We start from the raw sequence: 217 nt of genomic DNA, 5'->3' as shown, positions 1-217 counted from the left end.
ATCCTGAACAGTTAATGTTTGTGTATGAATTGTTTCATTTCCACAATCGTCAGATGCAGTCCAAGTACGAGTTAAGGTATAATTATTTGTACAAGAGCCATCAACTCGAGTCTCTAAGAACGTAACTGTTGCTATACCACAATTATCTGTTGCAGTTAATGTAGCTTCAGTTGGTACTGCATCACATTCTACAGTTTCATCTGCTGGTAACGCTTCA

1 protein-coding gene is annotated in these 217 nt (G+C 37.8%); it reads right to left on the bottom strand.

Features of this window, described 5'->3' with window-relative positions; genetic code table 11:
- Nucleotides 1–217, bottom strand: a 217-nt coding sequence (locus RM697_RS13720; RefSeq protein ID WP_311428462.1) for an HYR-like domain-containing protein, incomplete at both ends; no start/stop codon positions are given.

This window comes from Microcosmobacter mediterraneus, assembly GCF_031846265.1.
Classification (GTDB): domain Bacteria; phylum Bacteroidota; class Bacteroidia; order Flavobacteriales; family Flavobacteriaceae; genus Microcosmobacter; species Microcosmobacter mediterraneus.
The sequence above is the reverse complement of the archived record's forward strand: the minus strand, read 5'-3'. Positions and strand labels throughout refer to the sequence as shown.